The 20,449-nt window shown below is 52.9% G+C and carries 22 protein-coding genes; 10 read left to right on the top strand and 12 right to left on the bottom strand.

Annotated features, from left to right (window positions below; all coding sequences use genetic code 11):
- Positions 1–76: 76 nt before the first annotated feature.
- The 5 genes from trmD to ffh are packed head-to-tail and all read right to left on the bottom strand — an operon-like array spanning position 77 to position 3,903.
- The gene (gene trmD / locus ATL17_RS14095; RefSeq protein ID WP_133573458.1) at positions 77–775 is read right to left on the bottom strand and encodes a tRNA (guanosine(37)-N1)-methyltransferase TrmD; all 699 of its coding nucleotides are present in this window, start codon (positions 773–775) and stop codon (positions 77–79) included.
- Entirely contained in the window at positions 772–1,314 is a 543-nt protein-coding gene (gene rimM / locus ATL17_RS14090; protein WP_133573457.1) for a ribosome maturation factor RimM, read from the bottom strand. Before rimM ends, trmD begins: the two co-directional genes overlap by 4 nt.
- Before the next feature lie 44 nt (positions 1,315–1,358).
- Positions 1,359–1,763, bottom strand: coding sequence for a 30S ribosomal protein S16 (gene rpsP / locus ATL17_RS14085; RefSeq protein ID WP_133573456.1), 405 nt, complete (start codon positions 1,761–1,763; stop codon positions 1,359–1,361).
- A gap of 53 nt (positions 1,764–1,816) precedes the next feature.
- The gene (locus ATL17_RS14080) at positions 1,817–2,329 is read right to left on the bottom strand and encodes a GNAT family N-acetyltransferase (protein ID WP_133573455.1); all 513 of its coding nucleotides are present in this window, start codon (positions 2,327–2,329) and stop codon (positions 1,817–1,819) included.
- Positions 2,329–3,903 (bottom strand): signal recognition particle protein, encoded by a 1,575-nt coding sequence (ffh, locus tag ATL17_RS14075; protein WP_133573454.1) that lies wholly within the window; start codon positions 3,901–3,903, stop codon positions 2,329–2,331. The genes ATL17_RS14080 and ffh overlap by 1 nt, the downstream gene beginning before the upstream one ends.
- Positions 3,904–4,216: 313 nt before the next feature.
- On the opposite strand from ffh, the gene dapF reads away from it, so the two are divergent.
- From dapF to ATL17_RS14050, 5 genes are read left to right on the top strand one after another with little or no spacing between them, the layout of a single operon-like run.
- A complete protein-coding gene (gene dapF, locus ATL17_RS14070) occupies positions 4,217–5,083 on the top strand; it encodes a diaminopimelate epimerase (protein WP_133573453.1) in 867 nt (288 codons plus the stop codon).
- A complete protein-coding gene (mtaB, locus tag ATL17_RS14065; protein ID WP_133573452.1) occupies positions 5,080–6,342 on the top strand; it encodes a tRNA (N(6)-L-threonylcarbamoyladenosine(37)-C(2))-methylthiotransferase MtaB in 1,263 nt (420 codons plus the stop codon). Before dapF ends, mtaB begins: the two co-directional genes overlap by 4 nt.
- Positions 6,343–6,351: 9 nt before the next feature.
- Positions 6,352–7,758: a signal recognition particle-docking protein FtsY gene (ftsY, locus tag ATL17_RS14060; protein WP_133573451.1), complete on the top strand. Its 1,407-nt coding sequence runs from the start codon at positions 6,352–6,354 to the stop codon at positions 7,756–7,758.
- Positions 7,758–8,852, top strand: coding sequence for a threonine aldolase family protein (locus ATL17_RS14055; protein ID WP_133573450.1), 1,095 nt, complete (start codon positions 7,758–7,760; stop codon positions 8,850–8,852). The genes ftsY and ATL17_RS14055 overlap by 1 nt, the downstream gene beginning before the upstream one ends.
- A complete protein-coding gene (locus ATL17_RS14050) occupies positions 8,853–9,452 on the top strand; it encodes a septation protein A (RefSeq protein WP_133573449.1) in 600 nt (199 codons plus the stop codon).
- Here the strand turns inward: ATL17_RS14050 and ATL17_RS14045 are convergent.
- From ATL17_RS14045 to ccmA, 5 genes are read right to left on the bottom strand one after another with little or no spacing between them, the layout of a single operon-like run.
- A complete protein-coding gene (locus ATL17_RS14045; protein WP_133573448.1) occupies positions 9,449–10,000 on the bottom strand; it encodes a DsbE family thiol:disulfide interchange protein in 552 nt (183 codons plus the stop codon). The two genes, ATL17_RS14050 and ATL17_RS14045, sit on opposite strands and share 4 nt — an antisense overlap.
- A gap of 5 nt (positions 10,001–10,005) precedes the next feature.
- Positions 10,006–10,188, bottom strand: a complete 183-nt coding sequence (locus ATL17_RS14040; RefSeq protein ID WP_133573447.1) for a heme exporter protein CcmD — start codon at positions 10,186–10,188, stop codon at positions 10,006–10,008.
- Positions 10,185–10,970 carry a heme ABC transporter permease gene (locus ATL17_RS14035; protein ID WP_133573446.1) on the bottom strand — a complete coding sequence of 262 codons (786 nt, stop codon included), beginning with the start codon at positions 10,968–10,970 and terminating at the stop codon, positions 10,185–10,187. The genes ATL17_RS14040 and ATL17_RS14035 overlap by 4 nt, the downstream gene beginning before the upstream one ends.
- Before the next feature lie 3 nt (positions 10,971–10,973).
- Positions 10,974–11,639, bottom strand: a complete 666-nt coding sequence (gene ccmB, locus ATL17_RS14030) for a heme exporter protein CcmB (protein ID WP_133573445.1) — start codon at positions 11,637–11,639, stop codon at positions 10,974–10,976.
- Positions 11,636–12,292 carry a heme ABC exporter ATP-binding protein CcmA gene (gene ccmA / locus ATL17_RS14025; RefSeq protein WP_133573444.1) on the bottom strand — a complete coding sequence of 219 codons (657 nt, stop codon included), beginning with the start codon at positions 12,290–12,292 and terminating at the stop codon, positions 11,636–11,638. Before ccmA ends, ccmB begins: the two co-directional genes overlap by 4 nt.
- A 179-nt stretch (positions 12,293–12,471) precedes the next feature.
- Between ccmA and acnA the strand changes: the two genes are divergently transcribed.
- Entirely contained in the window at positions 12,472–15,147 is a 2,676-nt protein-coding gene (gene acnA / locus ATL17_RS14020) for an aconitate hydratase AcnA (RefSeq protein WP_133573443.1), read from the top strand.
- Positions 15,148–15,202: 55 nt separating this feature from the next.
- Here the strand turns inward: acnA and ATL17_RS14015 are convergent, their stop codons facing one another.
- On the bottom strand, positions 15,203–15,799 hold the full coding sequence (locus tag ATL17_RS14015; protein ID WP_133573442.1) for an NAD(P)H-dependent oxidoreductase: 597 nt from the start codon (positions 15,797–15,799) through the stop codon (positions 15,203–15,205).
- A gap of 79 nt (positions 15,800–15,878) precedes the next feature.
- Here ATL17_RS14015 and ATL17_RS14010 point away from each other — a divergent pair, with 79 nt between their 5' ends.
- The 3 genes from ATL17_RS14010 to ATL17_RS14000 all read left to right on the top strand — a co-directional run bounded on the left by ATL17_RS14010 (position 15,879) and on the right by ATL17_RS14000 (position 17,934).
- Entirely contained in the window at positions 15,879–16,439 is a 561-nt protein-coding gene (locus ATL17_RS14010) for a TetR/AcrR family transcriptional regulator (RefSeq protein ID WP_133573441.1), read from the top strand.
- 56 nt (positions 16,440–16,495) lie between these two features.
- The gene (locus ATL17_RS14005; protein ID WP_133573440.1) at positions 16,496–17,230 is read left to right on the top strand and encodes a DUF1223 domain-containing protein; all 735 of its coding nucleotides are present in this window, start codon (positions 16,496–16,498) and stop codon (positions 17,228–17,230) included.
- Between the two features lie 356 nt (positions 17,231–17,586).
- Complete coding sequence (locus ATL17_RS14000; protein ID WP_246028737.1) at positions 17,587–17,934, top strand: DUF2794 domain-containing protein; 348 nt, start codon at positions 17,587–17,589, stop codon at positions 17,932–17,934.
- Positions 17,935–18,487: 553 nt separating this feature from the next.
- Here ATL17_RS14000 and ATL17_RS13995 read toward each other — a convergent pair.
- Positions 18,488–19,255 carry a Bax inhibitor-1/YccA family protein gene (locus ATL17_RS13995; RefSeq protein WP_133573439.1) on the bottom strand — a complete coding sequence of 256 codons (768 nt, stop codon included), beginning with the start codon at positions 19,253–19,255 and terminating at the stop codon, positions 18,488–18,490.
- Between the two features lie 218 nt (positions 19,256–19,473).
- Between ATL17_RS13995 and thpR the strand changes: the two genes are divergently transcribed.
- Complete coding sequence (gene thpR, locus ATL17_RS13990; protein ID WP_133573438.1) at positions 19,474–20,013, top strand: RNA 2',3'-cyclic phosphodiesterase; 540 nt, start codon at positions 19,474–19,476, stop codon at positions 20,011–20,013.
- The last annotated feature ends 436 nt before the right edge of the window (positions 20,014–20,449 follow it).

Below are 20,449 nucleotides of genomic sequence, written 5' to 3'. Positions count from 1 at the left end.
GCTCTCCTGAAAATCAAAAAATATAAAATGATATTTCAGATATGGTATTTACTAAGGTCGGGTACAACCTTCTGATCTATTTGTTTTTCTGATATTTTTCCCACAAATCCGGGCGGTTCTGTTTAGTCAGTTGTTCGGATTGTTCTTGTCGCCACTGGTTGACCTTTTTGTGGTCGCCGGAAGTGACCACTTCAGGAATGGGTCCGCCTTCAAACTCTGCGGGACGGGTATATTGCGGATATTCCAGCAGGCCGTTTTCGAAACTTTCATCGGCTTCGCTTTCGGCGGAACCCATGACGCCGGGGAGGAGGCGCACGGTGGCTTCCAGCATGGTCATGGCCGCCACTTCGCCGCCGCACAGCACGAAATCGCCAATGGAGATTTCGGTGAGGTTGCGCTTGTCGATCACGCGTTGGTCTACGCCTTCAAAACGGCCGCACACAATCACCACGCCGGGGCCATTGGCCCAATCTCGCGCCATTTGTTGGTCAAATGGTTTGCCGCGCGGGCTCATCAAAATGCGCGGGCGCGGATCGTCTTCTGGCGAGATGTGATCAATTGCTTTGGCCAAAATGTCGGGTTTGAGCACTAGGCCGGGGCCGCCGCCTGCAGGCGTGTCGTCCACCTTTTTGTGTTTGTCAGTGGCAAAATCGCGCAATTGGGTGGCGTTGAGAGACCATAGGTCATTTTCAGCGGCGCGGCCGATGATGGATGCGCCCAATGGGCCGGGAAAAAGATCAGGAAACAGGGTGATGATGTCCGCTTTGAACATCACTCAAACGCCTCTTCATCATCCACAATCACTTCAACAGGCGGCACGATGATCAAATAGCCTTCGGCCAAATTGATGGTGGGCACGCTTTGCTTGGTGAAAGGATAAAGGTCGGTTGGGCCTTTTGCAGGTCGGATTTCCAACACATCGCCAGCGCCATAATTTTGCACGGCAGCAACGGAGCCAAGCTCTTCGCCCTCTGGGGTGCGCGCTTTCAGCCCAATCAAATCTGTATAGTAGAATTCATCATCATCTTCGGTTTGCGGCAGGCGTTCGCGCGGCACATAAAGCTTGGTGCCGTTCAGCGCTTCTGCATCATTGCGAGTTTTGGATTCCTCCAAAATGGCCACAAGCATGTTTTTCTGCACGCGCGCTTTTTTGATGGTGATGGTTTGTTCCGCTTTATTGGTCAACAGCGGGGAATAGGCGGCGAGATCAGTGGGGTTTTCGGTAAAACTCTTGATCCGAACTTCGCCTTTAATGCCGTGGGCCGCCCCGATCTGGCCCATTAAAACCAGATTGTCTTTTTGTGTGCGGCCCATAGCGTGTTCCTTATGCAGTCAAATTCTGAAAGAGTTCAGAAGACTTACTCTGCAGCGTTTTCTTCTGCTGGTGCATCAGCGTTTGCGGCTTCTTCAGCAGCAGCTTTCGCATCTTCCTCAGCCTGACGCTTTTCTTCCAAACGCTCTTGCGCTTTTTTACCTGGAAGGGCTTTTTTCGGGTTGTTGCGTGCTTCACGCTTCAACAAGCCTTCAGCGTCCAAAAAGCGGTGTACACGGTCAGTAGGCTGGGCGCCAACACTCAACCAATGCTCAACGCGCTCTTTGTCCAGCTTGATGCGGTCAGCTGAATCTTTAGGCAACATTGGGTTGTAAGAGCCGATGCGCTCGATAAAGCGGCCGTCGCGTGGTGCGCGAACGTCAGCAACAACAACGTGGTAATAAGGGCGCTTTTTAGAACCGCCGCGTGACAAACGAATTTTAATGGCCATTGATATTCTCCTAATTTGGCTTTTAACCGCTTTCGGGCGGTAATTTCGTTGATTTAGTTGTTTGGATTAGGGTGTCGATAAACCCGCGCGGGGCTACCCCCCAAATCGATCAAATCCTCCGCTGTCGCGCCCACCTTCTGGGCAACTTTTTGTGAGGAAATATTGTCATCATCAATGTAACTGACCACGGTTTCCCAGTTGAGGGTATTAAAGGTGTGATCAATTACTTTGCGCACCGCTTCGGTGGCATAGCCATTGCCCGCTGCCGATTTGGCAAGGGTGTAGGCAATTTCCGGCTCGGGCCAATCCAAGGGGTGCAAATGGCCAATCATGCCGATAAAATTGCCGCTGGCTTTCTCTTCCACTGCAAACATGCCATAGCCGCGCAGGGTCCAGTGGCCGATTAAGCTTGCAAATGCTCGCCAAGCGCGCTCTGGCGGAATAGAGCCTCCAACAAATTTGGTCCATTCCCCATCAGTCCAGATGTCGGCATAGGCGTCAAAATCCGCAGGCTGAAAGGGCCGCAAAATCAGACGTTCTGTTTCGAGGGTGGGGATGGTGACCATTATTTTTTGCCACCCAATTTAGGGCCCAAACCGGGCAAGCCGGGGAAACGTGGTGTTGCGCCGCCTTTCAGCAGATCATCAACGCTTTTGGGCAATTCTTTTTTCGGGGCTGCTTGGCTTTGAAGCTCTTGCAGATCAGGCATTTCGCCGCCCGCACCCATTTGCTTTTGCATTTCTTCCAGCATTTTCGGGTCAAGCTTTGACGGGTCGATATTGGGCATGCCTCCCATGCCGCCTGGCATCATGCCCCCGAGCATGCCAGCCAAACCGCCTTTGCCTTTGGACATTTTTTTCATCATGTCGGCCATTTGGCGGTGCATTTTGATCAGCTTATTGATGTCTTGCACGGAGGTGCCAGAGCCAGCGGCAATGCGCTTGCGGCGCGAGGCGTTTAGCAAGGCTGGGGTGGCCCGTTCTTTTTTGGTCATAGACTGGATGATGGCGACTTGGCGGTCGAAAATCTTCTCATCGAAGTTTGCGCCATCAAGCTGCTTTTTCATTTTGCCCATGCCGGGCATCATGCCCATCAGGCCACCCATGCCGCCCATTTTTTTCATCTGAAGCAGTTGGTTTTTCAAATCATCAAGATCGAAAACCCCCTTCTTCATTTTCTTGGCCATTTTGGCCGCTTCTTCTTGCGACACGGTGTCGGCGGCTTTTTCCACCAGCGACACAATATCGCCCATGCCCAATATCCGGTCAGCGACGCGAGAAGGGTAGAAATCTTCTAGATCGGTGAGTTTTTCACCTGTGCCGAGAAATTTGATCGGTTTGCCCGTCACCGCGCGCATGGAAAGCGCTGCGCCGCCGCGGCCATCGCCATCGATACGGGTCAGCATAATGCCGGTCACGCTCACACGTTCATCAAAGGAACGGGCAAGGTTTACTGCGTCTTGACCGGTCAGCGCGTCAGCTACGAGCAAAATTTCGTGAGGGTTGGTGGCCGCTTTAATCTCAGCGGTTTCCGCCATCAATTCTTCGTCGATGTGGGTGCGGCCTGCTGTATCGAGAAACAGCACATCATAGCCGCCCAATTTGGCGGTTTTCTGCGCCCGCTTGGCAATCTCAACGGGGCCTTGGCCTTGAATGATTTCGAGTGTATCTACGTCGATCTGCTCGCCCAACACCCGCAATTGTTCCATCGCGGCGGGGCGGCGTGTATCGAGAGAGGCCAGCAAAACCTTTTTGTTTTGCTTTTCTTTCAGGCGCTTGGCGATCTTACCTGTGGCGGTGGTTTTACCCGCGCCCTGCAGGCCGACCATCATAATGGCAACGGGGGCCGGGGCGTTTAGATCCAGCGGTACCGCCTCATTGCCCAGCACGGCGACCAATTCGTCATTGACGATTTTGACCACTTGTTGGCCGGGGGTGACCGATTTGGTGACTTCGGCGCCAACAGCGCGGTCGCGCACTTGTTCAACAAAGCCGCGCACCACTTCCAAAGACACGTCAGCTTCAATCAGGGCTCGGCGCACTTCGCGCAGGGCTGCATTCACGTCGCTTTCAGACAGATTGCCGCGCCGTGTTAGCCCATCAAAAATGCCGCTTAACCGATCGCCCAGACTTTGAAACATGGTCACCTCTTTATATGTCGTTTTGTGCTTTGGTCTCCAAAGTGGGGCTTCCGTTCGGCAAAATCAAATTTTGCAAACAAAAAGAGCATCCATGGGCGCAACGCGCTGATGGATGTTGACCCCCAAAATCGGCAAATTCGCTTTGGGTAGTGACTCGAGCACAACTCGACACGGTAAATATCGGGTGTTGCTTTAAGGCAATCGTGGCAAAGAGTCAATTCACCGCGGCCACTAAGGGTAGTAATTTAACCCAATCTGCGCCATATAGAGCGATGAAATGTTGTAAATCCTGATCAAAGGTCTCGTAAAATCCATGGCTGATACAGTCCAATATTTGAAAATGAACGGTTTGGGGAATGATTTTGTGGTGCTTGATGCGCGGCAGAAACCGCTCAAGCTCAGTCATGATCAAGTGCGTTGGATTGCGGATCGGGAACAGGGCATTGGCTGCGATCAGCTGATTGTTTTGGAGCATAGCCCGCTAGATGGTGTGGACGTGTTTATGCGCATCTATAATGCCGAAGGCGGCGAAGTGGATGCTTGTGGCAATGCCACGCGCTGCGTTGGCTATTTGGTGGCCGAAGAGCTGGGCAAGAAAGCAGTGACCATTCACACCAATGCTGGCTTGCTGAATGCCGAGCTGAAGGGCGATGTGGTGAGCGTGGATATGGGCACGCCTCGCTTGGCGTGGGATCAGATTCCGTTGGCAGAAGAATTTGAAGACACGACCGGGATCGAATTACAGATCGGGCCCATTGATGCGCCTGTGTTGCACACGCCTAGCGTGGTGAATGTGGGCAATCCCCATGCGATCTTTTGGGTGAAGGATTTGGACGCGCATGATCTGGCGCGGCTTGGCCCGATGCTTGAATATCACCCCATGTTTCCAGAGCGGGCCAATATCTCATTGGCGCAGGTGATGGGGCGGGACCATATTAAAGTTCGCGTTTGGGAGCGCGGGGCAGGGCTGACTGAGGCTTGTGGCACGGCAGCTTGTGCTGTGGCTGTGGCGGCGGTGCGCAAAGACTTGACCGACCGCGAGGTGACGATCAGCTTGCCGGGTGGAGATTTATACCTAGAGTGGCGCGCGAGTGACCATCATATTATCATGACAGGCCCGTATGAATTGGACGGGGAGGGGACATTACCGGCCGAACTTTTTGAGGAAAGTGCTGCATGAGTATTGAAACCCTCACCTTCGGGTGTCGGCTCAACGCTTTTGAATCTGAAGTGATGAAAGATCATGCTGGATCGGCGGGGCTCGACAATATTCTCATCGTCAATAGCTGTGCGGTGACGCAGGAAGCTGTGCGCCAGACCCGTCAAGCCATTCGCAAGGCGCGGCGAGAAAATCCAGACATCAAAATTGTGGTGACGGGCTGCGCGGCTCAAACCGATGCGGAAAGCTTTGCCGCGATGGGTGAAGTGGACCTTGTGGTCGGCAATGGCGAAAAGATGAAGCGGGAGACTTATGAAGGTCTCAAATTCGGCATTGGTGGCAATTCGAAAATCCTTGTCGATGATATTATGAGCGTCAAGGAAACCGCAGGCCATTTGATCGAGGGCATGGATGGCCGCGCCCGCGCCTTTGTGCAGGTGCAAAATGGTTGTGACCATCGCTGCACCTTCTGCATTATTCCTTATGGCCGTGGTCCGTCGCGGTCTGTGCCCATGGGCGTGGTCGTCGATCAGATCAAAAAGCTGGCCGATAATGGCATTGGCGAAGTGGTGTTGACTGGGGTGGACATCACCTCCTATGGCCCGGATTTGCCGGGCAAGCCGAGCCTTGGCGCGCTGACCCAAGCGATTTTAAAACATGTGCCACAATTGCCGCGCCTGCGCATTTCGTCCATCGATTCCATTGAGGCGGATGAGGCTTTGATGGAGGCGATCAAGTCTGAACATCGCTTGATGCCGCATCTGCATTTGTCGCTGCAGTCGGGCGACAATATGATTTTGAAGCGCATGAAGCGGCGGCATTTGCGTGAGGACACAATCCAATTTGTGAATGAGGCAAAGGCGATGCGCCCCGATATGGTGTTTGGCGCCGACATTATTGCCGGGTTCCCCACGGAAACCGATGAGATGTTCGCCAATTCCATGGCGATTGTGAAAGAATGTGATCTCACCTATTTGCATGTGTTCCCCTATTCGCCACGGCCAGGCACCCCGGCGGCGAAAATGCCGCAAGTGGACAAGAAGGTGGCCAAGGACCGGGCGGCGAAACTACGCGCTTTGGGTGAACAGCAGTTCGACGCGTTCTGCGCCAGCCAGATGGGGGACACTAAATCGGTGCTGATTGAACGCGACAATCTGGGGCGCACAGAACAATTTGTGCCGATCAGGGTTGAAGGCGCACCCGGCGAGATTTTGGATGTGAAAGTGACGGGCCAGGATCAGCATGGGCTGATCGGTGAAAAGCAATTGGCTGTGGCGTAAGAGGATTTTATGGCGGAGAAGAAAAAGGGCTTTTGGTCGCGGCTGTTGGGGGGCAAAGATGAGCCTCAACCTAAAGAGACGCCGCAGGATCAAACTGAAGAAACCTCCGCTGATGTGACGCCGGAAGGCACCACTGCGCTTGAAAAAGAGCAGCTTCCAGAGGTGGTTGAGGCGGCAGAGGATGCGCTGGATCAGATTGAAGAAGATCTGAAAGAAGCGCCAGACGCCGAACCGCCCACCCCTGCGGCGGAAGGGGCCGCGGCTGAAGCTGTGGAGACGGTCGAAGAAGAGCTGAAAGAGATTTCCGAACCGGAATATGCTGCTTCTGAGCCTGAGCCTGAGCCTGAGCCTGAGCCTGAGCCTGAGCCTGAGCCTGAGCCTGAGCCTGATGTTGATAGCGAACAAACGACGGCAGGTGGCGATGATAAATCCGGCGGGGGTGCCGGGGTAGCGAACGAAGTGAGCGACGGCGGCGCGCAAGAAGACTCCGGCGAGAAGAAAAAAGGCTGGTTTGCTCGTCTGCGCGATGGGCTGAAACGCTCCTCCGATCAGCTCACCGACAATATTTCCTCGATCTTTACCAAGCGCAAGCTGGATGATGAAGCGCTGGAAGAGTTGGAAGATACGCTGATCCAGGCGGATTTGGGCGTGGAGACCGCCATCCAGATCACTGAAAAACTGGCCAAAGATCGCTTTGATAAAGAAATCAGCGTGGAGGAAATCCGCTCAGTATTGCGCGATGAGGTGAGCAAGGTTTTGGCCCCTGTGGCGGTGCCGTTCGAGCTGGGCACTGCGCACAAGCCGCATATTTTGTTGATGGTGGGCGTGAACGGGTCAGGTAAGACCACCACCATTGGCAAGCTGGCGGCGAAATATAGCCGTGAGGGCAAAAAGGTGATGTTGGCGGCGGGCGATACGTTTCGCGCGGCAGCGGTTGAACAACTTTCGGTTTGGGGTGAACGCTCCAATGTGCCAGTGATCACGCGGCCAACAGGAGCGGATGCTTCAGGTTTGGCTTTCGACGCGGTGAAAGAAGCGCAAGAACAAAATTGCGATCTGTTGATCATTGATACGGCGGGCCGTTTGCAAAATCGTGATGAGCTGATGGCTGAGCTTGAAAAAATCATTCGTGTGATCAAAAAGCTTGATCCCGAAGCGCCGCACACCACCTTGCTGACGCTGGACGCGACTACGGGGCAGAATGCGCTTAATCAGGTGGAGATTTTCGGCAAACGGGCCGGGGTGACTGGCTTGGTGATGACCAAATTGGATGGCACAGCACGTGGCGGCATTTTGGTGGCGATCGCGCAAAAGCATAAATTGCCCGTGCATTTTATTGGCGTGGGCGAGACCATCGAAGATTTAGAGCCGTTTGAGGCAGATGATTTTGCGGCAGCGATTGCGGGGGCACAATAATGGTGGCACGGGAAAAAATGTTGGCGTGCACGCATGTGTTGCACGCGTTTGTGCCGTTTAAACCGGCTGATTTGTTCGCGAAATTGGCGCAGTCTGACTATGCGCAATTGCCCAGTGATGTCTATGGTGATGGCGGGGCAAGCGATGTGGTGGTGGAACGGCTGAAGGAACTGTTCGGCACCAGCGGCGCACGCTTTTGCATTAAGGGCATGATCGCGCAAATGGCCGCTTTGCGTGCCGCTGTGGAGCGGCAGGGCAATAATATAGTTGCCATTCACCGCATGACCCATTTCGACATTGATGAAATGGAAGCGGTGGAGATTTTGCACCCGATCCAGTTCCGGCGTTTGGGCACAGCCTATCAGCCTTTCACTGTGGACGATCTGGAGAAGATGGGCGAAGTGCCCGGCGTGGTGAGTGTTGAGCTACCTGTGCGGCGGGCAGGCTATAAGCTGACTCCATTTGAGGAATTGGTGAAAATATCTGAATGGTGTCGCGCACGTGGCGTACATTTCCATATTGATGGGGCGCGGGTTTTTGGCGTTGCCGAAGCCTATGGCAAAAGCCTTGCTGAGATTATGGCGCTGTGTGACAGCCTTTATTGCAGCTTTTATAAAGAGTTGGCCAATATTGGTGGCTGCGGCTTGTTGGCGGATGAAGAATTTCTGGCCGAAAGCGATGTCTGGTTCACCCGCCATGGCGGCAATGTGCCGTTTGAATTTCCGCAGGCGATTACAGCCCTGATTGGGTTGGACGAGTTTTTGCCGCGCGTGGGTGAATTTACAGCTTTCGCCAAGGCGTTGGCGGTTGAGTTCAACAAAATTGACGGGGTGCGCACCGTGCCAATGGTGCCGGAGACGCCCAATTTTCAAGTCCATATCGAAGCGCCAAAAGCGGCGCTGGAAGCGGCCTTTGAAAAGCAAATTGATGCGGATAAGGTTTGGTTGTCTGGCCACACTTTGCCCACTATTTATGATGAAGTGCAGGCGATTGAAGTGGCCATTGGCGCAGGCAGCATGTCGCTGAGCGTTGAGGAATGGGCCAACTATCTATCGCAAAGCGTGGGCATGGCCCGAAACGAGATTGAGGTTTAAATGAGCGAAGAGAAAAATCCCGCGGAAGAGCTGAACTGGGAGGAGCTTAAGCCACAGCTGATTAAGTTGGGTTTGGAGCTTGGCCCCTTGGTGCTGTTCTTCATATTGAACGGCCGTGCGGGCATTTTTGTCGCCACCGCTTGGTTTATGGGCGCCATGGTGGTTTCGCTTGTTTTGAGCTGGTTGATTTTGAAGCGCATTGCCGTCATGCCGTTGGTGACGGGCGTCGTCGTGCTGATTTTTGGCGGGCTGACGCTTTATTTGCAGGATGATACGTTCATCAAACTCAAGCCAACCATTGTGAACATGCTATTTGGTGGCGTGCTGTTGGGGGGCTTATTGTTTGGCCATTCGCTGCTGCGCTATGTATTTGGTGACGTGTATAAATTGCGCGATGAAGGCTGGCGCATTCTCACTTGGCGCTGGACGATTTTCTTTTTCGTTTTAGCGCTGATTAATGAGATTGTGTGGCGTAATTTCTCGACCGATTTTTGGGTCGCGTTCAAAGTGTGGGGCATTATGCCACTCACCTTGATCTTCTCATTTGTGCTGGTGGTGCCGGTGCTGAATAAATATGCGCCAAGCGGCGAAGAGGCTTAAGACGCCTCTTGCGCCTCTAATGCTTTGGCGATGGCGGGCAGCACTTGATTTTGGAAGCTGTCTTCGCTCATCGGGCCGGTATGTTTGTACACAATCACGCCGTCCTTATTGACGAGATAGCTCTCCGGCACGCCATAAACGCCCCATTCTAAGCTGACGCGGCGGTTCCGGTCGGCACCCACGGCATCAAAGGGATTGCCGAGCTTGCGCAAAAAGTCGCGGGCGTTTTCCGGCTGGTCATTATAATTGATGCCAAAAATCTTTACATCGCCGCGTTCGGCCAAGCGCATCAAAAATTCATGTTCTTCGCGGCAGGGCACGCACCAGCTGGCCCAAACATTTACAAGGCTCAATTGGCCTTTGAGGTCGGCGCTGGAAAAGCCTGGCTGATCATGGCCTTCAACAGGGTCTAGCGTAAATTCAGGAGCGGGCTTGTTCATCAAGGCTGAGGGCAGCAGGTCTGGATCGCGGTTGATCTGGCTGGCAAAAAGCGCAAACAGCGCAACGGTCAGCACCAAGGGCAGGGCAAAAATCAGCGTGCGTTTCATGGCGGTTACTCCGGCTTGATCGGCGTGCGTTCAGACCGACGTTTCAGCCCCATCGCTTTCAGCGTTGCCAAGCGGCTTTCCTGTTTTTTGTACGAAAAGACCACCCAAACGCAGAGCGCAGCGATCAAAAATGCAGATAGGCCATAGGCCCCAAAAATATATTCGAAATGTTTGCCGGATTCGATCATGGCTTTTGGGTCCTTAATTGTTGCGCATATTGCCGTTCAATCGCGCGGGCGCGGCGGCGCAAGATTTCGGTGCGCATGGAAATGAAATGCAGCAGCAAAAACAGGAATGAGAAGGCAAAGAACATCACAAATAGCGGCAGCAGAATGGAGGGCGGCATGGTGGGCCCATCCAAACGGAACACAGAAGCTGGTTGGTGCAGCGTGTTCCACCAATCCACTGAGAATTTGATGATGGGCACATTGATGGCGCCAACCAAAGTAATCACCGCGATGATGCGGCCGGCACGCACTTGATCTTCAAAGGTGCGCCACAGAGCAATGATGCCCATATAGATAAAGAGCATGATGAGGGTGGAAGTCATGCGCCCATCCCACTCCCAAAAGGTGCCCCATGTGGGTGCGCCCCATAGGGCACCGGTGATCAGCGCGATGGCGGTGAAGGTTGCGCCCAAGGGTGCGGCAGCTTTGGCCGACACATCAGCCAAGGGGTGTCGCCACACCAGTGAGCCAATGGCGGCAATTGCCATCACCGCATAGCAGAATTGGGACAGCCAAGCGCTGGGGACATGCACATACATGATGCGCACGGTTTCGCCTTGCTGATAATCTGCAGGTGAATTGAAGAACGCCAGATAAAGCCCATAGGCCATCAAAATGGTGGTGATGCCCACCAGCGGCCAAATGAAATAGCGCGACCATTCAAGGAAATAGCCGGGATGGGCGATCCGCGAGAAAAAGCCCAAATCTTGTGGCGTTGGTTCTTGAGGTTTTGACTCTGTCATAGACTATTCTGCTGCCATTTTTAATGCGAGTGCCGCCGCAAACGGGGTGAACACTAAACTGAGCAAGGTAAACCCTGCAAGGAACAAAAGTGCCGCATCCTGTGCGTTGGCGATTGCGCCGCTGGAGACCGCGCTGACCCCGAAAATCAATGTAGGGATCGAGAGCGGCAAGATTAAGATCGGTGCAATCAGGCCCCCGCGTTTGATGGATACGGTTACCGCCGCGCCGATGGCTCCAAAGCAAATCAGCGCTGGCGTGCCCACCAATAGGGTGAAAATCACCCGAAGGGTTTGATCTATCTCAAGATTGAGCAATATCGCCAAAACAGGGGTGGCGACAATCAGGGGTAACGCAGTTGTGACCCAATGGGCGCAGATTTTGGCGACCACAATCATCTCAAGCGGCAGGCTGGCTTGGCGCATGGCCAACAGCGAGCCATCTTCGTGATCCATACGGAACAGGCGGTCGAGCGCCAACAAAAGGGAGAGCAGCGCGCTGATCCAGATGATGGCGGGGCCGAGCTGGGCCAATTGATCCTTATCCGGGCCGATGGCAAAGGGCATGATGGCCCCGGTCATAATGTAAAATAGCAGCACGGTCAGGCTATCGCCGCCAATGCGGGTGGCCAGTTTCATATCGCGGGTGAGCATGGCGAGAAATGGTTTCATGAGGCATGGTCCACAGCTGAGTACCCGATCATTACGGTTTTCACCGCTTCTGGCGCGAGATGAGGAATGTCCAAATGGGTCGCCGCGATCACAATGCCGCCTTCGGCGCAATGATCCGCGATCAATTGCCCCACCCATTGGTCGCCTTGCTTATCAAGGGCGGAGGTGGGTTCATCCAAAATCCAAATGGGGCGATTGGCCACCAGCAGACGGGCAAGGCCCAGTCGTCTCGTTTGGCCAGCGGAGAGAATTGAGGCTTCAGAATCCTGAATTGCCTCCAGCCCAGCGGCTTCAATGGCGGGAAGCACATTTTCTGTGCCGCCATAAAGCTGCGCCCAGAAAGTGAGATTTTCTTTCACGGTGAGGGTGGTTTTGACCCCCGGCACATGGCCCACAATGTGCAAATATTCCCGAGGTTCGCGCTCCGGATCTATATTTTCAAAGCTGACGGTGCCAAATGATTTGGGCAAAACCCCATAAAGCGTGGCAAGGCATGTGGACTTGCCGGCGCCGTTTGGGCCGCGCAAAAGAATCACTTCACCGGGCTGCGCTGTGAAGGAAACGCCGGAGAAAATCTCAAATCCGCCCCGCTCGCAGGCCAAATTCATCACATTTAATGCAATATTTTCAGGGTTTTTGCCGTTTTTTCTCATGAGAAGCACATAATGGCATTAAGTTGAGGCTGGCAAGAGGCGGTGTTATTCTTTATAAAGCGCGCGAGCGCCATTATGGGGACAATGGTAACTCGTTTCACGCTTGTTGGTTTTTGCCGATTGATTTGGGCAAAATGACCAGAGCTCATGTTGAAACTCCGAACATACAGGCAATGCACGTGACACAGACCTCATTGAACAGTTTTAACGCCAAACAGACCCTTAAGGTCGGCGATAAATCCTATACATATTATTCCTTAATTGAAGCAGAGAAAAACGGCCTTGAAGGCATTTCGCGCCTGCCGCATTCTTTGAAAGTGGTGCTCGAAAACCTTTTGCGTTTTGAAGATGGCCGCACGGTCACCAAAGCAGACATTGAAGCCTGCGCAGCATGGTTGAAAGACAAATCCTCTTCCCATGAAATCTCATACCGTCCAGCACGGGTGTTGATGCAGGACTTTACTGGCGTTCCAGCCGTTGTTGATTTGGCCGCCATGCGCGATGCCACTGCAAATTTGGGCGCTGACCCGCAAAAAATTAACCCGCAAGTGCCTGTTGATCTGGTGATCGACCACTCTGTGATGGTTGACTATTTCGGCACAGGCAACGCCTTCACGCAAAACGTCGCCCGCGAATATGAGCGTAATGGCGAGCGTTATGAATTTTTGCGTTGGGGCCAAGAAGCATTTGATAATTTCCGCGTTGTGCCTCCCGGCACCGGCATTTGTCACCAGGTTAACCTTGAATATTTGGCCCAAACTGTTTGGACCAAAGAAGAAAATGGTGAAACGGTGGCTTACCCAGATACGCTTGTGGGCACAGACAGCCACACCACCATGGTCAACGGCTTGGCCGTTTTGGGCTGGGGTGTTGGCGGCATTGAGGCGGAAGCGGCCATGTTGGGCCAGCCGATCTCTATGTTGTTGCCAGAAGTGATTGGTTTCAAGCTTGAAGGTGAAATGCAAGACGGCATCACCGCAACCGACTTGGTGTTGCGCGTTGTTGAAATGTTGCGTGAGCGCGGCGTTGTGGGCAAATTCGTTGAATTTTTCGGCCCAGGCCTCGACAATTTGACCTTGGAAGACCAAGCGACCATCGCCAACATGGCGCCAGAATATGGTGCAACTTGTGGTTTCTTCCCAGTTGATAGCGAAACATTGGCTTATTTGCGCACTTCTGGTCGTGATGAAGACCGTGTGGCGTTGGTTGAAGAATATTCAAAAGCTCAAGGCATGTTCCGCACGAGCGATAGTGCTGATCCAGAATTCACCGATGTGCTTTATCTTGATCTGAAAGATGTTGTGCCCGCGATTTCTGGTCCAAAACGTCCGCAAGACCGTGTGAATCTTTCTGAAGCGAAAGAGAAGTTTGCCAAAGCTTTGGCGGGTGAGTTCGCGAAAACTGATGCGCCTGCTGCTAAAGTTGAAGGCACCGATTATTCCATCACCCATGGTGATGTGGTGATCGCCGCGATCACTTCTTGTACCAACACATCAAACCCTGCGGTTTTGGTGGCGGCTGGCCTTGTGGCCCGCAAAGCGCTTGAGCTTGGGTTGGAAGTGCAGCCTTGGGTGAAAACTTCATTGGCGCCTGGTTCACAAGTTGTGACTGATTATCTGACAGCCTCTGGCCTGCAAGATGATTTGGACAAGCTTGGCTTTAACCTTGTGGGTTACGGCTGTACCACATGTATCGGTAACTCTGGCCCATTGCCTGAGCCAATTTCTGCTGCCGTTCAGGCAGAAGATTTGGTGGCGTGTTCTGTACTTTCCGGTAACCGGAACTTTGAAGGCCGCGTGAACCCAGATGTGAAAGCAAACTATTTGGCGTCACCGCCATTGGTTGTGGCTTATGCATTGGCAGGTAAAATGACTACTGACATCACCTCTGAGCCTTTGGGCACAGGTAAAGATGGTCAGCCCGTTTACTTGAAAGATGTGTGGCCGAGCTCACAAGAAATCGCTGAAATCGTGCGTGAAACAGTGACCCCTGAAATGTTCAAGGGCCGCTATTCAGACGTATTTAAAGGCGACGCAGGTTGGCAGGCTATTAAGGTTGAAGGCGGCGAAACATACGCGTGGAACTCTTCTTCAACTTACGTGCAGAACCCACCATATTTCGAAGGCCTCACTAAAGATGTGAAGCCGATTGAAGATGTGAAGGGCGCGCGCATTTTGAGCCTGTTTGGTGACAGCATCACCACTGACCACATTTCACCTGCTGGTTCGTTTAAATCAGACACACCAGCCGGCCGTTATTTGACTGACCGTCAGGTTGCGCCAAAAGACTTCAACTCTTATGGCTCTCGCCGGGGTAACCACGAGATCATGATGCGCGGCACATTTGCCAATATCCGCATCAAGAACCAAATGGTGCCAGGTGTTGAAGGTGGTTTCACTAAAGGGCCAAATGGCGATGTGGAAGCCATGTATGACGCCGCGATGCAATATGCTGACAATGACACACCATTGGTTGTGTTTGGCGGTAAAGAATATGGCACAGGCTCTTCACGGGACTGGGCAGCGAAGGGCACACGTTTGCTCGGCGTTCGCGCGGTTATCGTTGAAAGCTTTGAGCGTATTCACCGTTCAAACCTCGTAGGTATGGGCGTGTTGCCATTGCAGTTTAAAGATGGCGCCAGCTGGGAAAGCCTTGGCCTACAAGGTGATGAAGAAATCACCATTGAAGGCTTGGACAAAATCTCACCACGTTGCGATGTAACTGTGAGTGTGAAATCTGCTGACGGTTCAGCAAAAGAGTTCACTGCTCTTTGCCGCATCGATACAGAAGATGAGCTGGAATATTACCGCAATGGCGGCATCTTGCATTACGTATTGCGCAACTTGGTTGCCTAAGCAAATGCACCTCGGCCAAATATGGCCGAGGATTTATTGAATTAAGAAGCGCGGTTTAGGCCGCGCTTTTTTTATGATTTGATGTGAAAACACGCGCCCGCTCGGCAATCTTTGCGAGATGGGTTTGCCGCTGCTCTGCTGGCATATTGCGGATTGGCGAGATGTGGGTGAACTGCACAGGTTTCAGCCCGACAAATTTCAGAATCTGATTTTTCATCAATTTGGTTTGCGCGCTGCCATAGGCGAGGCGATAAAACCAGTCCGGTGTGTCAGATGTCATGATCACTTCGGCGGTTTTGCCTTTGAGGTGACCAATGGGCAAAGCCTTTCCTTTTGCATAGCTATAGGCCAATCCAGGCAGCAACAGCCGATCAAGCAGGTGTTTCAGTTCGCTGGGCATGGTGCCCCACCAAAGCGGATGCGTAATCACCACATGATCTGCGGCGCTTATCGCATCCCAAAGGGCTTGAATGTCCTCATTCCAGCTTTCTTGAGTGGGTTTAGCGGCAATCGGTGTGGGGTCGATTTCCATTTGTGACAAGGCGAAAAGGTTCACATCGGCATTGTCCTTGGCCCCGAGCTGATAGGCTTCGGCGAGGGCTTGGGTGAAACTGTCGGCGCGGGGGTGGCCGGAAATAATAACAATCTTCATGGGATACTTTCAATAATTGACCGTGGTCAATTTATATATTTTACTTTTTGACCGCGGTCAATTGTGTTAGGAGAATTCTATGAATGCACGTGTTGAAGGCAAGCAAAAGCGGGCACATGCCACCCGCGCCCATATTCTCAATTGCTTTGCGGCGCTAATGGCGCGCCACAGCTATGATGAGATTTCAATTGCGCAAATTGCGGCTGCGGCTGAGGTGGGCAAGGGGACGGTGTTGGCTCATTTCAGCGAAAAGCTGGCGCTGGCGGCGAGCTTGTTTGCGCAAGAGCTTGAACAATGCCAGCAACAGATTGAACAATTTGGCCGCATTCAAAGTGCGGCGCACATGCGTGAAATTTTCACGCCCTTCTTTTCCCTCATCATGCGGGATGATGTGTTTATCCGCCTGATTGTGGGTGAGGGCCAAAATTTGTGCCGTCAAATGATAGAACCTGCAGAAGAACAATTATTTGAAAGCTTGGCACACCAGCTTGATCTGGGGAGACCTGCGCAAGAATTGGACGTGATTGCTGTGCGCGGATTTTTGGTGCATGCGGCGGTGATGTACCGCGCTTGTGACGCAGGTGAGGCAGTGATCGACGAGTTTGAAGCTTTGCTCAAAAACTATCTTTTTCAAAATTGAGTTTGCTCACTCCAATGTGACTGGTCTGTTACGCGGGACTGTCGTAATAAAATGCCATGAGAAAATTGATTGTTGCATTGACGGTGCCCTTGTTGGCCGCGCTAAATCTGTCTGCCGCTTGGGCCATGGAAATGAAAACCAGCCCAAAGGCAGTGCTGGAGCTGTTCACCTCTCAGGGGTGTTCATCCTGCCCTTCAGCGGATGAAGCCTTGCGCGATTGGGGCAAGCGGGACGATTTGATCACCATCGCCTACCATGTGGATTATTGGAATTATATCGGGTGGGAAGATGTGTTCTCCGCGCCGAAATATTCCAAATTGCAACGCGCCTATGCCAAGAGCTTTGGTTCTGAGCGTGTTTATACGCCGCAATTGATTGTGAACGGTGAGAAGGATGCGGTTGGCTCGCGGCGCGATGATGTGAATGCATTGGTGGCCGGGGCAGAATTGCAGCTGGGTGTTGATTTGGCGCTTGAAGATGGCAATCTGCTCATCAATTTGTCGCGCAATGGCGCTGCCGCTGCAGATGCCACCATCTGGGTGGTGCCGTTTATTTCTGCGGCGAAAACGGCCATCGCCCGGGGCGAGAATGGCGGTAAAACGCTGGCCTATAGCTATATTGCCCGCAATCGGATGCCCATTGGCATGTGGCATGGGGAAGACACCCATCAGGTCGAACTGCCCTTGCAAGATATTCTCACCGACCGTGCCGATGGCATGGCGGTTTTGGTGCAAGCCAAAGGGGCCAAAGGCCCTGGCCCCATTCTAGGCGCCGCTTCTATTCAGAAATAAAAACGCCCCCGAAAGGGGGCGCAAAGGGTATCTGGAGGCCATCCAAACTGATTTTGGAGGTCCAGCACCCTGAGCTGGCTTATTTGGGGGCAAACCGCTCAGGGGCTGGGTACTGGAGGCTATGATTTCTTTTTAACGATGTATTTCGGCAACAGTTTGCCGGAAATGTGATTAAATTGGGGCCAATTTGGGATGTTGTGATTTCTGGGCTTAGATGGCCAAAAATGCCCGATTGCCCAATAGATTGCACGCTGGGGCTTGTCACACCGCCAAATCGGCGCAATCATTTACAAAGTGATTTGAACCACAGGGTGTGAAATTTGGCCTCATCTCCAAGCAAAGGCGACAGCCAGCATATTCGATTGGTACATTCCAACGAATCATCGTCAAAATCGCCTCCGGCTCCGATGAATGTGAGCTTTGACCGGCACGAACTCTCCACCATTCTCAATGTATATGGCCGTAAGGTCGCCAGCGGCGATTGGCGTGATTATGCCATTGATATGCTCAAAGATCGCGCCGTATTTTCCATTTTCAAACGCGCCAGCGAAATGCCGGTTTTCCGGGTGGAAAAAGATCCAAGCCTGCGGCGCAAGCAGGGACAATATCGTGTGGTCGGCCAAAATGGCCAAGTGCTCAAGCGCGGGCACGAGTTGGCGCAAGTGCTTAAAGTGCTGGATGGGGATATTAGCTTGGTGAAATAGGGGGGTGTTCTCCTATTTTGTCTCGTGGCTGTTCGGTGCCGGATTTTTGTGCGCCGGCTGTCCGTCGCTTTCATGCCGCGCTCGTGCTGCGCAGGCTGGGCTCCCCTTCTTTGTATGCCGTCATCGGCACCCCCAGCTTTTTTTACGCGCCGCCGTCACTCGCTGCGCTCGCTAACCCGGCACCCCCGCCAATGGGTGCCCCATCTTACGTCGTGCAGGGCGCAGCTACACTCTCTCACGTCAATACCGGACTTGATCCGGTAATCCATGTAGTCGCCTGGCTGGGTCAAAACACATATGTGGTGCACCTTCACAGAAGCTGCTTGGACCCCGGATCAAGTTCGGGGTGACAGTGCCGGGGTGCAGAGGTATTTCGGAGGAAAAAGAGTAGACGAGCGTAGCGAGGACCCCGGGCCACTTTTGGCCCGCGCCTGTGCAGGTTAGGCGCCGAAAGGCGCTGCTCAACCGTGAACGAAAAATAATATCCCCCAACAAAAAATCCCCGCCTCAAATGAAGCGGGGATCTTAATTTCAGCGCTTAGCTGTTGGGTCGCTATTCGCGATTGCCGAACAAGCGTAGCAACATCAAGAACAAGTTGATGAAGTCCAGATAGAGGGCCAAAGCACCCATAAGCATTTTCTTGCCCATGGTTTCTGAGCCGTCGCCTTCATAATAGTTCTCTTTGATCTTTTGCGTGTCGTAAGCGGTGAGGCCAACAAACACCAACACACCAATGATGGAGATGGCGAAGGCCAAGGCGCCTGATTGCAAGAAGATGTTTACAACAGAAGCCAAAATGATGCCGATCAAGCCCATCATCAAGAATGAACCCATAGCGGTCAGGTCACGCTTGGTGGTGTAACCATAAAGGCTCATCGCGCCGAATGTGCCGGCAGTGATGAAGAACACGCGGGCAATGCTTTCGCCTGTATAGACCAAGAAGATCGAAGACAGTGAAAGGCCCATGGCGACTGAGAAGCCCCAGAACACCAATTGTGCTGTGGCAAATTTCATTTTGTTGATGCCAAAGCTAAGGGCAAACACGAAGGCCAAAGGTGCCAAAGCCACAACCCACTGCAATGGAGACCCATAAAGGGTTGCACCCAAAGAGGTGAGGTAATGTGAACCCATTTGCGCCACAGCTGCATCAGGATTGTTGGTGGTTGTGAGCATGGTCAAGAAATAGGCCACCACACCGGTGATGCCCAAAGCAATGCCCATATAGTTGTAAACACCCAGCATATAGGTGCGCAGGCCCTCATCGATTGCGGCCTGAGCGCCGCCTCGTGAGGCTACTGTTTGACGATCATATTCTGCCATAGATGAGTTCCCTTTCAGCAATAAGTCCGGCATTTTGCCGGGGTTATACAATCTTGCCCGTAATATGGCGATGAATTCAGACAATTTCAAGATGTACGTTTTAGGGGAAATGCCGGTTTAGTCCTTGAGGCGACAAATAAAATTTTCGCCAAATTGTCACACGAATCATGATATTCTTGGATTGAGCGATAATGCTGCACATCTAGAAGGGAGGTTTTATGCCCCGTCTCTTCACTGGTCTGGAAATTCCAGGCGATGTTGGTTTCGCGCTTTCCTTAAAACGAGGCGGCCTACATGGCGCGCGTTGGATTGATCCCTCAAATTATCACATTACCTTGCGTTATATTGGCGATGTTGATCACCGCACCGCTCATGAAATTGTGCATGAGCTGGATCGGCTGTCGATTGAGGACCCGTTCGACGTCACCTTGTCTCATCTTGGGGTTTTTGGCGGCAAAAGGCCGCGGGCGCTTTTTGCAGGGGTCGACCCTGCGCCAGAATTGCTGCAATTGCACGATAAGCAAGAGCGAGTGATGCAACAATTGGGGTTAAGGCCCTCTGGCCGCAAATATTCGCCCCATGTCACGCTGGCAAGATTGAGTGACGTCCCGCCCCAAGATATGGCGCACCATTTGGAAACATCTGGTGCGTTTTATCCATTACGGTTCCGAGTGGCGCGATTTGTGCTCTACTCAGCCCGCGAATCAATTGGCGGTGGGCCTTATTTGGTGGAAGAGGCCTATCCGTTGGCAGCTTAGATTGGTCTCGATGTTTTTTCGCGCCGCCGTCACTCGCTGCGCTCGCTACCCCGGCACCCCCGCCAATGGGCGCCCCGATTTTGAGCTGTGCTTTGTTGTTAATGACCCCTTTGGGCCGCCCCGGACTTGATCCGGGGCCAAACTGCCAAAGGTAGAAGCAGAGCACCAACCAATCTCACTAGCGTCATTGCAAGACTTGATCTTGCAATCCAATTCACCTTTCGACTTGGCAAGAGTTGTGTTTTTGAACCTAAGTCTCTGCGCCTTGGCCTGCGTGAAATGGATTACCGGATCAAGTCCGGTAATGACGGGAGGGTGTGGGGACATGCACTGCGTTTTGCACAAAGTTAGTGGTACGCACCAACTGGCGGGGGGGCCGGGGTAATGAGCGCAGCGAGTGACGGCGGCGCGTAAAAAAGCCGGGGGTGCCGGGGTA

The organism is Maritalea mobilis (genome assembly GCF_004363175.1).
GTDB classification, from domain to species: domain Bacteria; phylum Pseudomonadota; class Alphaproteobacteria; order Rhizobiales; family Devosiaceae; genus Maritalea; species Maritalea mobilis.
This window is presented reverse-complemented; position numbering and strand designations above follow the sequence as displayed.

Coding starts and splice junctions, on each gene's coding strand:
- rimM (WP_133573457.1), bottom strand. CDS start 1,314: ATGGGCCGCACACAAAAAGACAATCTGGTTTTAATGGGCCAGATCGGG.
- rpsP (WP_133573456.1), bottom strand. CDS start 1,763: ATGGCCATTAAAATTCGTTTGTCACGCGGCGGTTCTAAAAAGCGCCCT.
- ATL17_RS14080 (WP_133573455.1), bottom strand. CDS start 2,329: ATGGTCACCATCCCCACCCTCGAAACAGAACGTCTGATTTTGCGGCCC.
- ffh (WP_133573454.1), bottom strand. CDS start 3,903: ATGTTTCAAAGTCTGGGCGATCGGTTAAGCGGCATTTTTGATGGGCTA.
- dapF (WP_133573453.1), top strand. CDS start 4,217: ATGGCTGATACAGTCCAATATTTGAAAATGAACGGTTTGGGGAATGAT.
- mtaB (WP_133573452.1), top strand. CDS start 5,080: ATGAGTATTGAAACCCTCACCTTCGGGTGTCGGCTCAACGCTTTTGAA.
- ftsY (WP_133573451.1), top strand. CDS start 6,352: ATGGCGGAGAAGAAAAAGGGCTTTTGGTCGCGGCTGTTGGGGGGCAAA.
- ATL17_RS14055 (WP_133573450.1), top strand. CDS start 7,758: ATGGTGGCACGGGAAAAAATGTTGGCGTGCACGCATGTGTTGCACGCG.
- ATL17_RS14050 (WP_133573449.1), top strand. CDS start 8,853: ATGAGCGAAGAGAAAAATCCCGCGGAAGAGCTGAACTGGGAGGAGCTT.
- ATL17_RS14045 (WP_133573448.1), bottom strand. CDS start 10,000: ATGAAACGCACGCTGATTTTTGCCCTGCCCTTGGTGCTGACCGTTGCG.
- ATL17_RS14040 (WP_133573447.1), bottom strand. CDS start 10,188: ATGATCGAATCCGGCAAACATTTCGAATATATTTTTGGGGCCTATGGC.
- ATL17_RS14035 (WP_133573446.1), bottom strand. CDS start 10,970: ATGACAGAGTCAAAACCTCAAGAACCAACGCCACAAGATTTGGGCTTT.
- ccmB (WP_133573445.1), bottom strand. CDS start 11,639: ATGAAACCATTTCTCGCCATGCTCACCCGCGATATGAAACTGGCCACC.
- ccmA (WP_133573444.1), bottom strand. CDS start 12,292: ATGAGAAAAAACGGCAAAAACCCTGAAAATATTGCATTAAATGTGATG.
- ATL17_RS14015 (WP_133573442.1), bottom strand. CDS start 15,799: ATGAAGATTGTTATTATTTCCGGCCACCCCCGCGCCGACAGTTTCACC.
- ATL17_RS14010 (WP_133573441.1), top strand. CDS start 15,879: ATGAATGCACGTGTTGAAGGCAAGCAAAAGCGGGCACATGCCACCCGC.
- ATL17_RS14005 (WP_133573440.1), top strand. CDS start 16,496: ATGAGAAAATTGATTGTTGCATTGACGGTGCCCTTGTTGGCCGCGCTA.
- ATL17_RS13995 (WP_133573439.1), bottom strand. CDS start 19,255: ATGGCAGAATATGATCGTCAAACAGTAGCCTCACGAGGCGGCGCTCAG.
- thpR (WP_133573438.1), top strand. CDS start 19,474: ATGCCCCGTCTCTTCACTGGTCTGGAAATTCCAGGCGATGTTGGTTTC.